Annotated in this window: 15 protein-coding genes and 1 riboswitch; of the genes, 11 read left to right on the forward strand and 4 right to left on the reverse strand. The window is 66.7% G+C overall.

What is annotated here, in order from left to right:
* Positions 1-360 precede the first annotated feature (360 nt).
* The 3 genes from E4O92_RS24225 to E4O92_RS24235 all read left to right on the forward strand — a co-directional run bounded on the left by E4O92_RS24225 (position 361) and on the right by E4O92_RS24235 (position 3538).
* The gene (locus E4O92_RS24225; protein ID WP_135192255.1) at positions 361-1227 is read left to right on the forward strand and encodes a hypothetical protein; all 867 of its coding nucleotides are present in this window, start codon (positions 361-363) and stop codon (positions 1225-1227) included.
* Entirely contained in the window at positions 1217-2491 is a 1275-nt protein-coding gene (locus E4O92_RS24230; protein ID WP_135192205.1) for a choice-of-anchor X domain-containing protein, read from the forward strand. The genes E4O92_RS24225 and E4O92_RS24230 overlap by 11 nt, the downstream gene beginning before the upstream one ends.
* 156 nt (positions 2492-2647) lie before the next feature.
* Positions 2648-3538, forward strand: coding sequence for a hypothetical protein (locus tag E4O92_RS24235; RefSeq protein WP_206076937.1), 891 nt, complete (start codon positions 2648-2650; stop codon positions 3536-3538).
* A 143-nt stretch (positions 3539-3681) separates the two neighbouring features.
* On the opposite strand, the gene E4O92_RS24240 is transcribed toward E4O92_RS24235, so the two are convergent.
* The gene (locus E4O92_RS24240; protein ID WP_135192206.1) at positions 3682-3906 is read right to left on the reverse strand and encodes a hypothetical protein; all 225 of its coding nucleotides are present in this window, start codon (positions 3904-3906) and stop codon (positions 3682-3684) included.
* A 178-nt stretch (positions 3907-4084) separates the two neighbouring features.
* Here E4O92_RS24240 and ylqF point away from each other — a divergent pair, with 178 nt between their 5' ends.
* On the forward strand, positions 4085-5032 hold the full coding sequence (ylqF, locus tag E4O92_RS24245) for a ribosome biogenesis GTPase YlqF (RefSeq protein ID WP_135192207.1): 948 nt from the start codon (positions 4085-4087) through the stop codon (positions 5030-5032).
* Between the two features lie 473 nt (positions 5033-5505).
* Here the strand turns inward: ylqF and E4O92_RS24250 are convergent, their stop codons facing one another.
* The 3 genes from E4O92_RS24250 to E4O92_RS24260 form a co-directional block, all read right to left on the reverse strand.
* Positions 5506-6321 carry a DODA-type extradiol aromatic ring-opening family dioxygenase gene (locus E4O92_RS24250; protein ID WP_135192208.1) on the reverse strand — a complete coding sequence of 272 codons (816 nt, stop codon included), beginning with the start codon at positions 6319-6321 and terminating at the stop codon, positions 5506-5508.
* 69 nt (positions 6322-6390) lie between these two features.
* Positions 6391-7323: a hypothetical protein gene (locus E4O92_RS24255; protein ID WP_135192209.1), complete on the reverse strand. Its 933-nt coding sequence runs from the start codon at positions 7321-7323 to the stop codon at positions 6391-6393.
* Positions 7320-9524: a M1 family metallopeptidase gene (locus E4O92_RS24260; protein WP_206076938.1), complete on the reverse strand. Its 2205-nt coding sequence runs from the start codon at positions 9522-9524 to the stop codon at positions 7320-7322. The genes E4O92_RS24255 and E4O92_RS24260 overlap by 4 nt, the downstream gene beginning before the upstream one ends.
* Positions 9525-9634: 110 nt before the next feature.
* Positions 9635-9862: riboswitch (cobalamin riboswitch) on the forward strand.
* Positions 9863-9933: 71 nt separating this feature from the next.
* On the opposite strand from E4O92_RS24260, the gene E4O92_RS24265 reads away from it, so the two are divergent.
* The 7 genes from E4O92_RS24265 (at position 9934) to E4O92_RS24295 (ending at position 16487) form a co-directional block, all read left to right on the forward strand.
* On the forward strand, positions 9934-11913 hold the full coding sequence (locus tag E4O92_RS24265; RefSeq protein ID WP_135192210.1) for a TonB-dependent receptor family protein: 1980 nt from the start codon (positions 9934-9936) through the stop codon (positions 11911-11913).
* 4 nt (positions 11914-11917) lie between these two features.
* Positions 11918-12955, forward strand: a complete 1038-nt coding sequence (locus tag E4O92_RS24270) for a FecCD family ABC transporter permease (RefSeq protein ID WP_135192211.1) — start codon at positions 11918-11920, stop codon at positions 12953-12955.
* Positions 12952-13734 (forward strand): ABC transporter ATP-binding protein, encoded by a 783-nt coding sequence (locus E4O92_RS24275; RefSeq protein ID WP_135192212.1) that lies wholly within the window; start codon positions 12952-12954, stop codon positions 13732-13734. The genes E4O92_RS24270 and E4O92_RS24275 overlap by 4 nt, the downstream gene beginning before the upstream one ends.
* Complete coding sequence (locus E4O92_RS24280) at positions 13731-14606, forward strand: cobalamin-binding protein (RefSeq protein WP_135192213.1); 876 nt, start codon at positions 13731-13733, stop codon at positions 14604-14606. Before E4O92_RS24275 ends, E4O92_RS24280 begins: the two co-directional genes overlap by 4 nt.
* 113 nt (positions 14607-14719) lie before the next feature.
* Positions 14720-15385 carry a thiol:disulfide interchange protein DsbA/DsbL gene (locus E4O92_RS24285; RefSeq protein WP_135192214.1) on the forward strand — a complete coding sequence of 222 codons (666 nt, stop codon included), beginning with the start codon at positions 14720-14722 and terminating at the stop codon, positions 15383-15385.
* Positions 15382-15720 (forward strand): hypothetical protein, encoded by a 339-nt coding sequence (locus E4O92_RS24290; RefSeq protein WP_135192215.1) that lies wholly within the window; start codon positions 15382-15384, stop codon positions 15718-15720. Before E4O92_RS24285 ends, E4O92_RS24290 begins: the two co-directional genes overlap by 4 nt.
* A gap of 137 nt (positions 15721-15857) precedes the next feature.
* On the forward strand, positions 15858-16487 hold the full coding sequence (locus tag E4O92_RS24295) for a thiol:disulfide interchange protein DsbA/DsbL (RefSeq protein WP_307721764.1): 630 nt from the start codon (positions 15858-15860) through the stop codon (positions 16485-16487).
* Positions 16488-16491: the final 4 nt, after the last annotated feature.

Below are 16491 nucleotides of genomic sequence, written 5' to 3' on the forward strand. Positions count from 1 at the left end.
AGAAATTCGACAACACGAATTGTACCGGGCGCCGGCATTTATTCACACCCTCGTAGGGTGCGCACCCCGTGCGCACGCGGTCATCGCATGCCGACTTGCGGCTGCCGCTTCTCTGCGCGACGTTCGCGAACCGCGTGCGCACAGGTGCGCACCCTACGGGGGTTTGCATACGCCTCCGTCCTCCAGCGTTTACCGTTTTCGCCACACCTGCCGCGTACCCTCATGCCCGCAATTGACACGCCTTCGCGCGCGGCCTACATTGAACTGAACCGCTAGCGCGGCCGTTTCACGCTTTCCCTTCGATGCATCCGGCATTGACCGGCTCTCACGCACAACAATAAGGAGGAAAAAGTGAGATTCATGCGCATCCTGTTGGCGCTGTGCCTGCTCGTCGCTTCAAGCCTGGCCGCCGCCACCAACTACACGCTCTGGATCAACGGCCGCACCGGCGGCGGCACGGTCGGCGACTACAACAGCTTCACCTACTGGGGCCCGGCGTCGACCGCGGCGGGCGTCAACAAGAAGGCGGTCAACTGGGACGGCTACAGCAGCATCGCCTCGCAAAGTGGCCGCATCCGCGATGCGCTCGACTGCTTCTGCACCGGCGCCAACTGGTGCTACATCGCGACCCACAGCGCGGGCGACCTGATCCTCGGCTACACGCTGGCCAACTACGGCGGCTCGGCACGCGTGAAGAAGGACGCGTCGCCAAATTCCTCGGGCGTGTGCGGCAATGCCGACGGCACCTCGCAGACCGGCTGGAACATCAAGTGGGTGCGCGCTGCGTCGGGCGCGGGCGGCGGTTCGGAACTGGCCGATGGCGGCGCCTGGGCCACCGGCAATGCGATCGACAACGACCTGAAGACCCAGACCGCACGCGCCATGTACAACCACAACCAGACCTACGGCATCTGGTTCTACATGTATGCAGGCGCCAAGGGCACGCTGTACTCGGGCATCCTGCCCGGCCAGGACGACGAGGCGGTGGCCTATCACAGCACCGGCGGGGTCTCGGGCAGCGCCGGCGGGGCTTACTGCAACCCGGCCGACTGGTTCTGCAATGACCTGACGCTGGGCACCGCGCCCAACGAAGGCGGCTCGCTCAAGTGGAGCTACCACTCGGTATCGTTCCGGGACGATGCCGAAGCCTACAACCATTACACCAACGGGAACTGGGCCGGCATCGTATCGGTGGTGCGAAGTGCGATGGTGAACAGTGCCCTCTAGACCTGAACCGGACGGCAAACCGGCGCGCGGCTGGCTGCGCCGTTACTGGCCGGCGCTCGCGCTGGGGCTGGTGGTGGCGATCGCCGCCTGGTTCGGCGCGCGTGGAGGCGACGCGCCGTCTCCCGCCGTGCAGGCGGCCGCCGTGGCGCCGGGACCGGGCCGGCCGTTCTTCGGTCCGGTCGCAGCTGTTCCGGGCCTGCCGCTGCCGGACGATCGCGCACGCCGGCGGCAGGTGCTGGTCGAAAATTACCAGCTGGCGGACCACACACTGTGCAGTTATCGTGAAAGCACCAAGTACCCGGCGCTCTCGCGGCCGATGGCGCAGAACCCGGACCAGGTCTATCCGAATAAGCCGGTCGACGAGATGAACCCGATGCGCAAGCAGGGCGGCGGCACCGATCCCAAGATCCTGCTGCAGACTTCGCAGTCGCGGGTGTACATGGCGGCCGGCGAATCGGTCGCGTTCTCGCTGCGCGCGGTCGACGCCACCGGCAACGTGCTGCCGCTGGTGGTCAAGCGCGCGCTCGCGCAGGGCATCACCTACGGCAGTAACCGGCCCGCGCCGCAGGTGCCGGTTTCTTTTGTGGACGACGGCACCGGCGCCGATCCGGTGCCGAACGACGGCGCCTTTGCCGCGGTGCTCACGCCCGCCCAGACCGGCCTGTCCGGCTTTCACGGCACCATCCGCACCGAGGTGCGCTACAACGTGGGCGGGAGCGACGGTCTGGTACTGTTCGACGTGATCTATTCCCCCGAACTGCCGGCCACCTGGATCGGGCCGGTGCGCGACGCAGTCGAGAACGGCTCACTGGTGTTCTACCTGAAGCTCGACGTGCGCCAGGCGGGACGCTACATCGTCAACGGCCGCGTCGACGATGCGCACGGCAAGCCGTTTGCGCTGGCCACCTTCAACGACCTGCTGGGGCCGGGCCCGAACGACGTGCGGCTGACCGTGTTCGGCAAGCTGATGCGCGACCAGGAAGCGGCGCTGCCGCTCCTTCTGCGCGACGTGGACGGCTATCTGCTCAAGGAAAACGCCGATCCGGACCGGGCGATGCTGCCGCGCCTCGAGGGGCAAGTAGCCACCAGCAAGAGCTACCCGCTGACCCGCTTTTCGGATGCGGAGTGGCAAAGCGAAGAACGGTCGCGCCACCTGACCGAGTTCAACAAGGACCTGCGGCTGGCGAGCGCTGCGCTGCGCGAGTTCGATCCGGACGCGCCCTTGCCACCCAGCGAATGCGGAGCGCGCCCTTCGGTCCGCTAGCTTGTCGCTTTCCTTCGTCTCGCCGCACCAAGCGGTGGGGTCCGCGCCACGCCGCCGCGCGCGCGATTGACGCGTCGGCGGTGCTCCAGCTAGATTGGATATTGCGCCGGCCGGCGGGCTTTTTTCCCCTCAGTCCCACTGCCAAGGAGAGTCCGAATGAGACGTTTCGTACGCGTCATGCGTGCGCTTAGCCTGCCGGGTCTGCTCGCTTTGTCATGCCTGGCGCATGCCACCAATTACACCCTTTGGATCAACGGCCGCAACAACCCGGCCGCGATAGGCCATTACGACGATTTCCGCTACTGGGGCCCGGCCACGGTTGATGCCGGCGTCAACAAGAAGGCCGTCAACTGGGACGGCTACAACAGCATCGGCACCCAGAGCCGCCACATCCGCGACGCCCTCGACTGTTTTTGCACCGGCGAGAACTGGTGCTACATCGCCACCCACAGCGCCGGCGACATGATCGTCGGCTACACGCTGGCCAACTACGGCGGCTCGGCGCGCAGCGTGAAGAACGCGGTCGCCAACGCCGACGGCACGTGCGGCGACGTGGCGGGCGCCCCGCCGCAGACCGGGTGGAACATCAAGTGGGTGCGCTCGGCCGGCGGTTCGGCCGGCGGCAGCGAACTGGCCGATGCCGGCCGCTGGACCACGGGCGAGCCGCTGGTGCACGAACACAAGGTGTCGACCGCGCGTGCCATGTACAACCACAACGCGACCTACAACGTCTGGTTCTACATGTACGCCGGCTCCAATGGCACGCTGTATTCGTGGCTGCTGCCGGGGCAGGATGACGAGGTGGTGGCCTACCACAGCTCGGGTGCGGTGGCGGGCAGCGCCGGGGGCTCCTACTGCAATCCCGGCGACTGGTTCTGCCGGGTCCTGAGCATGGGGGCGGCGGCCAACGAGGGCGGCTGGCCCAAGTGGGCCAACCACTCGGTGGCGTTTCGCGACGACCACGAGCGGTATTCGCATTACATCAAGGGGAACTGGGGCGGCATCACCGGCATGATGCTGCAGGATATCCAGAAGCTGGCGCGCTAGCATCCTGATTTGCCGGTGCGTTGACGAAGAAATGCGGCGAAATCAAGCTGAGACCAGCAACAAGGCACAGCCAGGCCGGGGCCTGGCGCGCCTTCGTGACGCGGTTTCACTCTGCTCGTCGCCGCATTATTTCAACGAGTCGCCTAACCGGCGCGTTCGCCCGCCAGTGCGCGCTTCTCCGCTGCCGTGAGCCGCTTGCCGGTGATGACCACCACCGGCATCGGCGGGCCGTTCGCCACCGCGTCGCGCTCGGCTGGCGCCGCGTTGTCGCGGATGATCCGCGCCGGCGGCTGCAGCAGGCAGGCGGCCGCGCACAGCAGACCGAAACTGAGCAGCAGCGCCACTTCGATGTGCTTGAGCAGGTCCATGGCTCCCTCCTTGGCTGGCGCCCATGGCGGGCGGGTATTTCCAGTTTGCATCGCCAAGCAGGGCGCGGGTTTGCGCTAGATCAAGGATTTCATCCGAAGAAACTTTTTGGGCAGTGCGCTCGGCCGCGCGGGACGGCAGCGTAAAATAGCGGTTTGATCCAGATTTTGAGAGCACAGCATGTCGATTCAATGGTTCCCGGGCCACATGAACGCCGCCCGCAGGGAAGCGGCGGAGCAGATGGAGAACACCGATCTGGTGATCGAGGTCCTGGACGCGCGCATTCCGGAAGCGAGCCGCAACCCGATGGTCGAGGAGCTGCGCACCTTCCGCAACCGGCCCTGCCTGAAAGTGCTCAACAAGACCGACCTGGCCGACCCGGCCGCCACCGCCGCCTGGAAAGCGTTCTACGACGCCCAGCCGGGCGTGGTCGCCTACCCGATGACGACCAAGAAGCCTGGCGATGTCGTGCGCATTCCCGAGATGTGCCAGGCGCTCGCGCCGCACCGCGGGGTGCCGACCAAGCCGCTGCGCATCATGATCATGGGCATACCCAACGTCGGCAAGTCGACCCTGATGAACGCGCTGCTAAAAAAGCGCGTGGCCAAGGTCGGCGACGAGCCGGCCGTGACCAAGACCCAGCAAAAGCTCTACCTGGGCAAGCACATCGTGCTGGTCGACACCCCGGGCATGCTGTGGCCAAAGATCGAGATGGCCAGCGACGGCATGATGCTCGCCGCCAGCCACGCGGTCGGCACCAACGCGCTGGTCGAGGAGGAGGTGGCGGCGTTCCTGGCCGAGATCCTGCTTGAGCGCTACCCGCAATTGTTGAGTGCGCGCTACGGCTTCAAGACCGAGGGACTGGACGGCATTGCGGTGATCGAGAACGTGGCGGCGCGGCGCGGCTTCCGGATCAGGGGCGGCGATTTCGACTACGAGAAAGCGGCGCACGTGCTGCTGCACGACTACCGCACCGGCGCGCTGGGCCGGATCAGCCTCGAGACGCCGGACACGCGCGCGGCGCGCATGGAACAGCACATGGCGGAGGTGGCGGAAAAGGAGCGCATTGCCGAAGAAAAAGCGGCGCAGCGCGCCGCCGACGCTGCGCGCGGCAAGCGCGGCACGTGAGAAGGCGTAGGGGACGCGGGGCCGCCGAGGACCTGTGCGCACGCGGTACGGAGCCAAAACAGAGCAAACGTTCGCGTACCCCCGAAGGGTAGGGTGGGCGGGTCCCCCGCCCACGCGTTCAAACAGAACGTGATTCACCGAACGCATGGAGCGCTGCCCGCGCGGGCTGTACCTCGAGTTCAAACAGAAGGTGATTTAACGAACGCGTGGCACCGTTGCCCGCGCCTGCTGGACGCTGGAGATGCCGGACACGCGCGCAGCAAGCCGGGACGTGAGTGTGGCGTAGGGTGCGCACCTGTGCGCACGCGGTGCGGAGCCAAAACAGAGCAAACGTTCGCGTACCCCACAAGATCGCGAGTGTCGTAGGCTGCACGGAGTTGCGAATGGCGTATTTTGCACGAAGCCAACACTGTGCAAGCGTCCGCGTGCGCACAGGACCCTACGAGAGGAACCCTCTGTGCACCCAAGCAGAATCAGCCCGCCGCCCGTCCAAACCTGAAGCTCGACACCGCCAGATTGCCGAAGAAGTCATCCTCGTGATACACCATCGCGCCCGGTTCATATTCCGCCGCGCCCAGCGCCACCATCAACGGCAACAGGTGATCTTCGTGCGGATGCGCCACCCGTGCCGACGGCGCCGCACTCCAGTTCAGCAGCGCGTCCTTGCGCTCGGCCGGCGGCAGGTCCAGCAGCACGTGCTGCAGCCAGGCGTCGAACTGCTGCGATGCCACCCGTCCGCCCGGCCCGAACTGGCGCAGGTTGTGGTACGACAGTCCGCTACCCACGATCAGCACCCCTTCCTCGCGCAGCGACGCCAGCGCACGCCCGGCCGCCATGTGCACCGCCGGGTCCAGGTCGTGCCGGATCGACATCTGCACCACGGGCATGTCGGCCTCCGGATAAATCGGATACAGCATCGAGAAGGTGCCGTGGTCGAGCCCGCGCTGCGGATCGGTCCCGGCCGTCATCCCGGCCGCACCCAGCAGCTCGGCCACGCGCGCGGCCAGAGCCGGGTCGCCCGGCGCCGGATACTGGATCTGGTAGGTATGCGGCGGGAACCCGCCGTAGTCATAGATCATCCCGGGTGCAGCGCTTGACGAGACCAGGAAATCGCGCGTCTCCCAGTGCCCGGTCACGCACAGCACGGCCCGCGGACGCACGCCGATCTGGCGCTTGATGTCGACCAGCGACGCTTCTAGCTTGTCATAGGCTGGTCCGACACTGTCCTTCATCCAGGGCCAGGGGCCGCCTCCGTGAGAGACAAAATAGGTGGGCAGGCGCTCGGACATGACAGTTCTCCTTGGTTCAGCATCAATCGTGTCATGGTAGCCGATAGCGCCTGTTCCTGCTGGCCGCGCTCAACCCGGCGCGTGTGCTTGCCGCGCGCTGGCCAGCTCCATCAGCGCGACCAGGCGCGCACTGCGCATCCACGCGATCGCGACCACCGCCAGTTGGGTGAGCACGAATGCCGCTGGCACGCCGCCGATGCCCAGCGCAGGCACGTTGATGCGCGCCACGGCCGCCAACGCCGCCAGCACCAGCCCGGCCACCGTGATCGCGACATAAGCGCCGAATGCTGCGAGCGGCTGCGCGCGCAGCAGCGCGAGACCGTTCCACCACGCGGCCACGGCCGACTTGCGGCGGCGGTCAATGGCGAGCATTGCACGGCCCGCGTCCAGGGTCGCGTGCGCCAGCAGCATCAGCAGCCCCGCGCCAAATGTGGCCAACAACGCCGCCCGCTGCGCATCGGCGGGCAGGATCGCTCGTTCGCCATACCGTCCGCCCGCAGCGAGCGCGATGCCGCCAAGCGCGCCCGCAAGCGCAAGCGGAACCAGCGCCCATACCAGCATGCGCAGCAGCCTGCCATACTCCAGCACGGCCCCGGCCACCAGCTTCGGCAACGTTGGCGCCTGCGGCGCGCGCGCCGCCGTGATCGTCGCGCCGGTCAACAGCGGCGAGAGCAGCAGCGTGAGGATGAGGGCGCTCACACTGCCCGTGGCGATGCCGGGGGTGCCCGACAGCGCTACGATGAGGTCGCCGAGCGCGACGCCGTCCAGTTGCCGCGCCAGCGCCTGTGCGTGCACATTGTGGCTCAGGTTCAGGTTCAGCAGGTGCCATACCGGCAGCGCCGCGACCAGCGTGGGCAGCAGCAGTGCGCCGGCCCACAGCGCCAGCAGGCGCCATTGCAGGACGCGGCGCGCCGCGCGCGCAGCCACGCCGGAGCGCAGGCGCACCCGTTGAGCGCGATCGGGCGCGGCTGCCGCCGAAGTAGGGGAATGGGAGCTCATCATACGGTCGCAATCAATGAAAGGATCAGTTGGAACAGCGCGGCATAGTCGCTCGTCCAGCGCAGCGCCGGGCGGTGGTCCGCTGCCAGGGTGCGGCTGTCGTCAAGCTTGCTGACGTCGAGGTAATGGATGCGCTGCGGGTCCAGTTCGGCCGACACCGCCCTGGCCGGCCTGACCCAGCTGAAGCGGTGCCATTTCTCGTCCATGTCCCAGCGCACCGTTTCGCTGCTGCCGTCGGCGAACTTGACGACCAGCGTCTGCGGCACCGGCGCGCCGGAGCGGCGCAGGGTGACAGTTGTACGGAACGGGAACGGCCCCATGCCCGGCTTCGCGTCCGGATGCGCCTTTTTCCACTGCTTGCGCTGTGCATCGATCCGCTCGTCGAGTGCCTTGCCGCCCTGTTCGATCCATTTGCCGCCAGCCTCGCCGGTGCCCGGCTGCGGCAGCTCTTCCACGCTGGTGATCTCGGCCACACGGTCGTCGACCTTCTCGGCCCGGTACATCTGCCGCGCGAAGAAGTCCTCGACTGTCGCGCGCTGGCCGCTCGCCTGGGCCAGCGCCTCGCGCAGGTCGGCCACGCTCGGATGGCGGAACTTCCAGCGCCGGTAGTATTCCTTGAAAGCGGCTTCAAACGCATCCTTGCCGATGCGCGCTTCCAGGTCGTGCAGCACCGTCGCGGTGCGCATATAGATCGGCCCGATTCCCTGCAGGCGGTCATACGCGTTCTGGCCAGGCGCATCGGCCGGCGCATCGCGCGGCGCGGCCATGCGGCTCAACTCGAAGTCCGTGAGCCTTGGCGCCACGCCGATCGCCGCCAGTTTGGACGAAGTGGCGTAAATGAGTTGTCCGCGTTCGCGCAGCAGGCGCCCTTCCCAATATTGGTTCACGCCTTCGTCAAGCATCGGCTCCTCGAATTCGTTGGACGCCAGGATCCCGTAGAAGTAGCCGTGCCCGAATTCGTGAATCGTCGTGATGTCGAGCATGTACTGCGACAGTGTGCCGGGCCGCACTTCGCCGAAGCCGTCGGCGGTGAAGAAGGTCGGGTACTCCATGCCGCTCGCTTCCGACGCGTTCAATGGCGGGATCACGACTGTCAGCGTGCGGTAGGGGTAGGGCCCGAGCGTCTTCGAAAAGTAGGCCAGCGAGTCCTTGGCCGCCTTCATGGTCGGCGCGGCGCTGGCCGCGTATTCGGGCGGGTAGATCACCCTGATTGCAACCAGTGGGCTGCCCGGCCCGGTCCACGTATCCTCCAGCGGCGGCGCGCTGCGGTTGTCCGCGGTCCAGGCGAAATCGTGCACGTCGCCCTGCACGTAGTGGTGGGTCACCATCCCGTCCTTCTCCACCGGCGCACCTTGCAGCTCGCCGGTGGCGCCCACCGTGTAGCCCTTCGGGACCGTGAGCCTGACGTCATAGTTGCCAAAGTCCGCGTAGAACTCTGAGTTAAGATGATACTCGTGCACGTTCCAGCGCGGGGCGGTGGCGCCGCGCTCGCCGGGCAGTTCCAGCACGCCGATCTTCGGGAACCACTGGCCGACCAGATGGAAGCTGCCGAAGTAGCCGGCGCGTGCCACCACGCGCGGCAACTGGGTCACGAAATCGGTATCGATCGTGGTCGACGCGCCCGGCGCCACCGCCTGCGGCAGATCGAAACGCACCACCGTGTGGTCAAGGGCCGGGCCGTTGTCGGGATGGACAAACCACCATGGCACGCGGCTGCCGCCCTGCGTCACGCTCTTGAGCGCGATGTGGCCCCATTCTCCCTCCCGGACCCCCAAGCCGCCGGAACGAAACCCGGTCGCGCGCAACCGCATCTCGGTAAAGAAGGTGCTGTCACCGCTCTCGAAAGCGTTCATGTACAGGTGCAGGTAGATACTGCGCACCGCCACCTTGCTGCGGTTGCGCCAGGTGAGCTGCTGCCTGCCCGTGACGGTGTGACGCACCGGATCGAGCGTGGCCGCGATCCTGTAATCGACCACGCGATCCGACAGCGTCGGTTCAATGCCGGTGCGCGCTCCGCCCCAAGCGTCCGGCGCGCTGGGCACCGTCACCGCCGCGGCCCCGGGCAGTGCCAGTGCAATCCCGTCCAGGCTGGGTGGCACGGCGGCGGAGCCGGGCGGCGGCTCGGCGTTCAATGCGGCCCCCGCCATGAGCAGTGCCATGATCGCCGCTGCGCCGACGATTGCCCACCTGATCGAAAATCCCATGCATGCCTCCGGCGATTGCAGATTGGAATTAACACCTCACTACACTATACGCAGATCAATAATAAAATAGCAAGTTCAGCGAGAAGCCAAATGCGTGGTCTTTGTTAGGTTTATAATCGCGCCGTTCTGGTGCCCGCACGCGTGCTCTGCGCGTGCAGTTAAACGGGAAACACGAAGCCGCCTTATCCAGCAAGGCTGCCAACGTGTGCTGCCCCCGCAACGGTAAACAAGCGTCGCCCTGTGGCGACTGGCCGCCTCGAACGCCACTGTGCTGTGCATAGGAAGGCGAGGCGGTCTGACTTGCGAGCCCGGATACCGGCCAGGACAGGTGGAAGCGCGTGCTGCGTCTTCCGTGGAATCCGGTTTGCGGGGACGCACGCCGGGGACACTTTTCAAAGAAAAAATTCAAATGAGCTCTGCTGTTCTTACGCGCAGCGCGCCGGTCGTCAAACCGCTCGCGCTGGCCTGTGCCGTTTCCCTTTCGTTCATCGCCGCCGGCGCCTTTGCCCAGGACCAGGCCAGCCCGATGGTGGTCATCACCGGTTCGCGCTTCCCCACCGATGCGGGCCAGGCCCCGATCGGCGCCACCGTCATCACCGCAGCCGACATTCGCCGCGCCGGCATCAACGACGTCGACCAGGCGATCCGCAAGGTCGGCGGCGTCTACGGCCGCCAGAGCCTGGACGGCTCGCCCGACTTTGCGCTTGACCTGCGCGGGTTCGGTTCCAACAGCGCCCAGAACATGGTGATCATGGTCGACGGCGTGCGCCTGAACGAAAACGAACTGGCCAGCACGATCCTGGCGACGATCCCGATCGACAGCGTCGAGCGCATCGAGATCAACCGCGGCGGCAGCAGCGTGCTGTTCGGCGAAGGCGCCACCGGCGGCGTGATCCAGATCTTCACCCGCCGTGCCGGCCAGGCCGGGACCCACGGCTCGATGTTCGCCGAAGCAGGGCAGTTCAACCAGCGCGACGCGCGCGGCTCGCTCACGCACCGCGTGGGCAACGTATCGCTGGACGCCGCGGTCCAGAAACAGCAAACCGACAACTACCGCGCCAACAACGACTTCACGCAGACCAGCTTCTCGGGCGGCGCCCAGGTGGCGTACGACGGCGGGCGCGCCGGCCTGCGGCTGGAGTCCGCGCGCCAGGATGCGCGCTTTCCGGGCTCGCTGTCGCTGGAGCAGTTCCAGGCCAATCCGCGCCGGACGACGTCGCCGAACGACTTCGGCTCTCTGGACCGCGACCGCATCGGCGCTTTCGCCGAGTACCGCGTCGGCGGCTTCGAGCTGGCCACCGAGCTGTCGCATGTTAAGCGCGATGTGAAGGCAACCTACGTGTCCGACTTCGGCACCACCCGGATCGCCTACGCCAGCCGCCAGACGCAGTTCTCGCCGCGCCTGCGCCAGTTGAGCGAGATCGGCGGCATGCCCAACGAACTGGTGGCCGGTGTGGACTGGACCCGCTGGCAGCGCAAGACCGATTCCGAGTTTTCGCGTGCCAACGCGCACCAGGACGCGAAGGCGCTGTACCTGCGCGACGAGCTGCGCTTTAACAAAGAGCGCGACGGCCGTGTGGCGCTCGGCGTGCGCCGCGAACTGTTCGACAAGGACTACGCCGACCCGCTCGCCTTCGACCCGGCGCCGGAACGCGGCACGCAGGGCCTGAACGCGTGGGAAGTGGAGGGCAGCTACGGCGTGCTGCCGCAGCTGAATCTGTTCGCGAAAGCAGGGCAGAGTTTCCGCGTCGCGAACGTCGACGAAAACAGCTACCGGGCCAGCAGCGGACTGTTGGCGCCGCAGACCTCGCACGACATCGAGCTCGGCGCCCGGTTGGGCGACGCTGGACGCCAGCTGACCGCGCGTGTGTTCCGCCACAACCTGCGCAACGAGATCTTCTTCGACCCGACGCAAAATGGCGGCTGGGGCGCCAATACCAATCTCGACCCGACCCGGCGCGAAGGCTTTGAACTCGACGGCCAGGCTGCACTGGCTGGCAACCTGCGCGCTAGCGCCCACCTGCAGCATGTGAAGGCCAGGTTCACCGAAGGCCCGAACGCCGGCCGCGAAATGGTGCTGGTGCCGAAGAACGTGGTGACGGCGCGCCTGGCCTGGCTGCCCGGTGACGGCCAGACGGCCGACGTCGGCGCGCAGTGGGTCGACAGCCAGCGCTACGGCAGCGATTTCACCAACGGCTGCGATGCCCGCATCCCGTCGTATACGACCTTCGATGCCCGCTACGCGCGCACGTTCGGTGCGTGGGAGTTCGCGCTGTCCGGCCTGAACCTCGCCGACCGCCGCTACTTCAGCAATGCGTTCGGCTGTAAGGCCGGCATCTACCCGAGCGACGGGCGACAGTTCAAAGTCTCGATGCGCCACGACTTCTGACGCCATGCAAGCAGTGCCCCCAGCCCCCCGCGCACGCGCCATCTCGACACTGATCCTGCTGGTCTCGGTGTCGCTGCTGGTGCTGTTCGGCGCGGCCATCGTCGGCTCGGTGGCGCTGCCGCTGCACGAGCTGCCGCCCGCGCTGCTCGACGTAGCGACCGGCCACGCCGACGGCTTGACTGCGACCCTGCTTGACCTGCGCCTGGGCCGTGCCTGCAGCGCGTTCGCCACCGGCGCCTCGCTGGCGCTGGCCGGGGTGATGATGCAGGCACTGGTGCGCAACCCGCTGGCCGACCCGTACGTGCTGGGCATCTCGAGTGGCGCAGCGGTCGGTGCGCTGGCGGCGCTGGTCGCCGGCGCGGCGCTGTGGGCGGTCGACCTGGGCGCGCTGGCCGGCGCGCTCGGCATTTCGCTGCTGCTGTACCTGCTGGCCCGCCACGACCTTGGCGGCGTTGGGCGCGACAAGATGTCGGGCGACACCACCACCTTGCTGCTGACCGGCGTGGTGCTGGCCTCGGCCTGCATGGCGCTGGTGACCCTGCTGCTGTCGCTGGCGCCCGAGTCGCGCCTGCGGCCGATGGTGTTCTGGATGATTGGCGACCTCGCCGGTGCCGGCTGGCGCAAGCTGCCCTGGGTGGTGCTGCCAGTCGTTCTGCTGCTGGGCTGGCGCCGCGCACGGGCGCTGAACGTGATGGCGCTGCACGCCGATGCCGCCGCCGCGCTGGGGGTGGACGTGGGCGCCTTGCGCCGTTTCCTGTTCATCTGTTCCGGGCTGCTCACGGCCAGCGCGGTGACCACCGGCGGCAGCATCGGCTTCGTCGGCCTGGTGGTGCCGCACGCCTGCCGCCAGGCGTTCGGGCCGGACCACCGGCTGCTGCTGCCGGCGGCGGCGCTCACCGGCGGCAGCTTCCTTGCGCTGGCCGACACGTTGGCGCGCACTGTGGTCGCGCCGCAGCAGTTGCCGGTCGGCGTGCTGACCTCGCTGATCGGCGTGCCGGTTTTTCTGATCCAGCTTCACCAACTGCGACTGCGCCGGCCATGATCGAAACCATCGACCTGACCCTGCGTGTCGGTGGCCGCGTGCTGCTGGAGCGCTTGTCGTGGCTTGCTCGCGAAGGCGAGTGCTGGTGTGTGCTCGGCCCCAACGGCGCCGGCAAGAGCACCTTGCTGCGCACGCTGGCCGGCCTGCGCGTGCCGGATGACGGACATGTGGCGCTGGCGGGCAGGCCGCTGCCGGACTGGCCGCTGCCGGCGCTGGCGCGCGAGCGCGCCTACCTGGCGCAGGCACGCGGCGACGCCTTTGCCTACCGCGTGATCGAAACGGTGCTGATGGCGCGCCATCCTTATCATGCCGACCGCTACTGGGAGGGCACCGACGATCACCTGGCGGCGCAGGACGCGCTTGCCGCGCTTGACGTGGCGCACCTGGCGCAGCGCGACGTGCGCACGCTCTCCGGCGGCGAGCGCCAGCGCGTTGCGATCGCGGCGCTGCTGGCGCAGGATACGCCGCTGCTGCTGCTGGACGAGCCGTCCACCGCGCTCGACCTGGCGCACCAGGTGGCCGTGATGGACCTGCTGGCGCGCCTGGCGCGCGAACAGCGCAAGGCCGTGGTCATGGTCGGGCACGACCTGAACCTGGCCTGGTCTGGCGCGACGCATGCGCTGCTGCTGATGCAGGGAGGCGGCTGGCGCGCCGGCCCGGTGGCCGAGGTGATGACACCTGGCCTGTTGAAAGAGTGCCTGGGCCATCCGATCGACGTGGTCGATTGCGAAGGCAGGACCATTTTCATTCCCGACAGGTTCGGGCGGAGTACAGGATGAAGAAGATTTTGCTGGCGCTGTGCGCCTTTGCCGCCGGCGTGGCCCATGCCGCCATCACCGTGGTCGACGATGCCGGCCGGACCGTCACGCTCGCCCGGCCCGCGCAGCGCGTGATCTCGATGGCGCCGCACGTGACCGAGCTGCTGTTCGCGGCCGGCGGCGGCGCCCGCATCGTCGGCGCCATGAACTACAGCGACTACCCCGAGGCCGCGAAGGCGATCCCGCTGATCGGCTCGAACAGCCAGATCGACCTGGAGCGCGTGGTAGCACTGAAGCCTGACCTGATCATCGTCTGGCAGAGCGGGAACACGGCGCGCCAGATCGAGCAGTTGGCTGGCCTGGGCATTCCCGTGTTTTACAGCGAACCCGTCAAGCTCGACCAGGTCGCCGACAGCCTGCTGCGCTTTGGCCGTCTGCTCGGCACCGAACCGGCCGCGCAGGCCGCCGCCCAAGATTACCGCGCCCGCATCGCCAGTCTGGCCGAGCGCTACGGCAAGCGCCCGACGGTGCGCGTGTTCTACCAGATCTGGGACCGCCCGCTCTATACCCTGAACGGCAAGCAGGTCGCGAGCGATGCGCTGCGCTTGTGCGGCGGCCAGAACATCTTCGCCGACCTCGCCGTGGTGGCGCCGGAGGTCAGCCAGGAAGCGGTGCTGGCCAAGGACCCGGAAGTCATCGTCAACGGCGACCAGTACGCGCCGGGCGACCGCGGTTTGGCGATCTGGAAACCCTATGCCGCGATGACGGCGGTCAAGCGCGGCAACCTGTTCACTGTCGATGGCGACCTGCTGACCCGCCCTGGCCCGCGCCTGGCGCAAGGCGCGGCCGGACTGTGCGAAAAACTGGAACTCGCTCGTCAACGCCGTCCTTAAGATAGCGTTAAAGTGAGGTAACCAATTGCAAAAAACGGCCGAGGCCCTACGAGTCAGGGCCGAAAAGGTGGTAATCTCGCGGTCGTTTGTTCAACCAACAAAGAAGGATAGCCATGCGTTTCCTGCGTTTTGCCCTCGTCGCCGCCAGCCTGATCGCCGGCACCGCTTTCGCGTCGCCGACCAATCCAGTCGACGGTGTTGATTACGTGACCATCAACCCGCCACAGCCGACGCAGGCTACCGGCAAGAAGGTCGAGGTGATCGAGTTCTTCATGTACCACTGCCCGCACTGCAATGCGCTTAACCCAAGCCTGGATCAGTGGGTCAAAAAGCAGGGCGACAACATCTCTTTCCGCCGGATTCACATGCCGGCTACCGGCGGGCCTAACGACCCGGAAGCGCATCTGTACCTGACGCTCGAAGCGATGGGCAAGGCTGACGAATTCCAGCCGAAGGTGTTCAAGGCGATGCATGTCGAACGTTTGCGCCTGAACAGCGACCAGGCGATCATCGACTGGGTCACCAAGCAAGGGGTCGACCGCACCAAGTTCCTCGACACCTGGAACTCGTTCGGTGTGACGACCAAGCTGCGCCGGCTGCCGCAGTTGATGGATGCATACAAGATTACCGGCGTGCCGACTTTGGTCATCGATGGCAAGTACCAGACCTCGCCGTCGCTGGTGTACAACTCGCTCAAGACCAGCAATGAAACCCAGCTGTTCCAGGGTACGTTCCAGGTGGCCGATGCCTTGGTAGCGAAGGCGGCAAAGACGAAATGAGCGACAAAGAACGCAGAATCCTCAAGATGTACGATGGGTCCCTGCCCAACGAGGAGGATTTGTTTGAGACCAGCCATGTGAACCAGCTGGCATGGACGCTGGTGGTGCTGCTCGGCGGCGTGATCGTGTGGCTGTGCATCGCCCTGGTTCACGCGGAAAACCAGCGCTTCGCCCTGGCCAGCAACAAGTGCCAGGATCCTCTGTTCCCTGGCAATGTGGACCACCAGTGCCTGATGACGGTCCAGTCGCGTGACCACTGGTGGCAGCACCTGGGCTACGCGGTCACGCATCTGACGCAGTCGGCGCCGGAAGCGCCGAACATGCGCCGCAAGTAATCCTTCCCTCCCGGCGCGGGCGTTCGGCCCGCGCCTTGGTCCCCTGTTTGCGCTGCCTTGAAAAAATGGTAATCTCGGTTCCCCGAATAACCATTGCCTCAAGGATACTTATGCGCTTCCTGCGGTTAGCTTCCCTCGTGCTTAGTCTGTTTGCCGGTGCGGCGCTTGCCTCGCCGGCCAATCCGGTGGACGGCGTCGATTACACGACGCTCTCCGCGCCCCAGCCGACCCAGGCCACGGGCAAGAAGGTCGAGGTGATCGAATTCTTCATGTACCACTGCCCGGTCTGCAACGCGCTCGAACCGGCGTTTGAGGAATGGGTACGCAAGCAGGGCGAGCGCATCGCGTTGCGGCGCGTGCACGTTCCATACACGGGGCCGAACGATCCGGAAGCGCACCTGTTCCTGACCCTGGAAGCGATGGGCCGGCTTGGCGACATGCACGAGAAGGTGTTCCATGCACGCCATGTCGAGCGCCAGCGCCTGAAGAGCGACGAGGACATGATCAACTGGGCGGCGAAGAACGGGATCGACCGGGACAAATTCGTCGAGGTCTGGAGTTCGTTCGGCGTGACCACCAAACTGCGCCGCCTTAGCCAGGTGATGCAGAACTACGGCGTGGACAGCGCGCCGACCCTGGTCATCGACGGGCGCTACATGACGTCGCCGTCGATGGTCAGAAATGGGGCCAGCGACCAGGCCCAGGTGTTCAGGGCCACCCTGCAGGTGGCCGATGCGCTGGTGGCGAAAGCCGCCCAGTCCAAGTAAAAAA

It is taken from the genome of Massilia horti (assembly GCF_004614195.1).
GTDB classification, from domain to species: domain Bacteria; phylum Pseudomonadota; class Gammaproteobacteria; order Burkholderiales; family Burkholderiaceae_D; genus Telluria; species Telluria horti.

Coding starts and splice junctions, on each gene's coding strand:
- E4O92_RS24225 (WP_135192255.1), top strand. CDS start 361: ATGCGCATCCTGTTGGCGCTGTGCCTGCTCGTCGCTTCAAGCCTGGCC.
- E4O92_RS24235 (WP_206076937.1), top strand. CDS start 2,648: ATGAGACGTTTCGTACGCGTCATGCGTGCGCTTAGCCTGCCGGGTCTG.
- E4O92_RS24240 (WP_135192206.1), bottom strand. CDS start 3,906: ATGGACCTGCTCAAGCACATCGAAGTGGCGCTGCTGCTCAGTTTCGGT.
- ylqF (WP_135192207.1), top strand. CDS start 4,085: ATGTCGATTCAATGGTTCCCGGGCCACATGAACGCCGCCCGCAGGGAA.
- E4O92_RS24250 (WP_135192208.1), bottom strand. CDS start 6,321: ATGTCCGAGCGCCTGCCCACCTATTTTGTCTCTCACGGAGGCGGCCCC.
- E4O92_RS24255 (WP_135192209.1), bottom strand. CDS start 7,323: ATGATGAGCTCCCATTCCCCTACTTCGGCGGCAGCCGCGCCCGATCGC.
- E4O92_RS24260 (WP_206076938.1), bottom strand. CDS start 9,524: ATGGGATTTTCGATCAGGTGGGCAATCGTCGGCGCAGCGGCGATCATG.
- E4O92_RS24265 (WP_135192210.1), top strand. CDS start 9,934: ATGAGCTCTGCTGTTCTTACGCGCAGCGCGCCGGTCGTCAAACCGCTC.
- E4O92_RS24270 (WP_135192211.1), top strand. CDS start 11,918: ATGCAAGCAGTGCCCCCAGCCCCCCGCGCACGCGCCATCTCGACACTG.
- E4O92_RS24275 (WP_135192212.1), top strand. CDS start 12,952: ATGATCGAAACCATCGACCTGACCCTGCGTGTCGGTGGCCGCGTGCTG.
- E4O92_RS24280 (WP_135192213.1), top strand. CDS start 13,731: ATGAAGAAGATTTTGCTGGCGCTGTGCGCCTTTGCCGCCGGCGTGGCC.
- E4O92_RS24285 (WP_135192214.1), top strand. CDS start 14,720: ATGCGTTTCCTGCGTTTTGCCCTCGTCGCCGCCAGCCTGATCGCCGGC.
- E4O92_RS24290 (WP_135192215.1), top strand. CDS start 15,382: ATGAGCGACAAAGAACGCAGAATCCTCAAGATGTACGATGGGTCCCTG.